Annotated in this window: 2 protein-coding genes; both read left to right on the top strand. The window is 76.4% G+C overall.

What is annotated here, in order from left to right; genetic code table 11:
* Positions 1-439: transporter associated domain-containing protein (locus ACFXA3_RS42285; RefSeq protein ID WP_385196814.1), on the top strand; the 439-nt coding region annotated here is incomplete at its 5' end.
* Entirely contained in the window at positions 436-1,509 is a 1,074-nt protein-coding gene (locus ACFXA3_RS42280; protein ID WP_385196812.1) for a hemolysin family protein, read from the top strand. The genes ACFXA3_RS42285 and ACFXA3_RS42280, both read left to right, overlap by 4 nt.
* Positions 1,510-1,598 lie beyond the last annotated feature (89 nt).

The following is a 1,598-nucleotide window of genomic DNA, read 5'->3' as shown; positions in this document are numbered from 1 at the left end:
GGTCCGTGACGAGCACGACCTCGCCGAGGACGAGGGCCCCGAACTGGCCGCCGTGCCGGCCGAGGACGGCCGCCCCTCCTGGGAGGCCGACGGCAGCTGCCGGGTGCAGACCCTGCGCCGGATAGGCCTGGAGGTTCCCGAGGGCCCGTACGAGACCGTCGCCGGCCTCGTCGCCGACCTGCTCGGCCGGATCCCCGCCCCCGGGGACCGCGCCGAACTGCCCGGCTGGAAGCTGTCCGTCCGCCAGGTCGGCCGCTACCGGGCCGAACGGGTCCGGCTGGTGCGGCTGCTCCCCGCCCCTCACCCGGCCCCCCATCAGGCGCCCGAGCCCGCCCCGGCGGCACGCCCGCCCGCGGCCCCGGCCGCACGCCGGCCGGCGCCCCCCGGGCCCGGCCCCGCCGCCGGACACCCGGCCGACAGGGAGGCGGCGGTCCGATGAACGCACTGCAACTGCTCTTCGCCCTGCTCCTGGTCCTCGCCAACGGGTTCTTCGTGGGCGCCGAGTTCGCCCTCGTCTCCGTCCGGCGCAGCCAGATCGAGCCGCTGGCCGCCGAGTCCAAGCGGGCCCGCCAGGTGCTGTACGGCCTGGAGAACCTGCCGCGGATGATGGCGGCGGCCCAGTTCGGCATCACCGTCTGCTCCCTGACCCTCGGAGCCGTCGCCGAGCCGACGATGGCCCGCCTGCTGGAGCCGCTGTTCGACGCGGCGCACGTCCCGCAGGGCATGATCCACCCGCTCGGCTACGCGGTGGCGCTCGCCGCCGTCGTCTTCCTGCACCTGGTCATCGGCGAGATGGTGCCCAAGAACCTCGCCATGGCCGCCCCCGAGAAGACCGCGCTCTGGTTCAGCCCGGGCCTGGTCGCCTTCGCCCGGCTGTGCGGCCCCGTCACCACCGCGCTGGGCTCCTGCGCGCACCTGGTGCTCCGCCTCTTCCAGGTGGAGCCCAAGGACGAGGTCGAGGCCGTCTACACCAGCGCCCAGCTCGGCCGGCTCGTCGAGGACTCCCGGCAGGCCGGGCTCCTGGAGCCGGGCGAGCAGGAGCGCCTGGAGGACGCCCTGGAACTGGGCAGCCGTCCGGTCACCGACGTCCTGCTCGCCCGGGACCGGCTCGTCACGGTCGGCCCCTCGGCGACCCCGCGCCAGATCGAGCAGCTGACGGTCCGCACCGGATACTCCCGCTTCCCCGTCCGTTCCGAGAACGGCGCCTTCATGGGCTACCTGCACGTCAAGGACGTGCTGGACCTGGAGGAGCGGGAGCGGGCCGTGCCCCAGCGGGTCTGGCGCCGGATGCCCACGCTGTCCTCGACGCTCCCGCTGGACGACGCCCTCAGCGTCATGCGCCGCGACGCCACCCATCTGGCCCAGGTCGCCGACCCGGCCGGCCGGGTGCTGGGCCTGGTCGCCCTGGAGGACGTCCTGGAGATGCTGGTCGGCGAGGTCCGCGACCCCGCGCACCGCGTTCCGGCCCGCCGCCCCGGCCCCCGGCCGGAGGGCGCCCTGATCGGCTGACCGGCCCGTCCGCCGCCGCCGCCCGGCAGGGGGCTCCCCCCCCGCCCGGCGGCGGTCACAGCGGCGGCGGCTCCGGTCGGTCGCGGTCC

Source organism: Streptomyces sp. NPDC059456 (assembly GCF_042750055.1).
Lineage (GTDB): Bacteria > Actinomycetota > Actinomycetes > Streptomycetales > Streptomycetaceae > Streptomyces.
Note: the sequence above shows the minus strand (reverse complement) of the source record. Positions and strands in the feature narration are given on the sequence as shown.

What these genes read in the sequence shown, in the direction of transcription:
- ACFXA3_RS42280 (WP_385196812.1), top strand. Translation starts at nt 436, where the DNA reads ATGAACGCACTGCAACTGCTCTTCGCCCTGCTCCTGGTCCTCGCCAAC.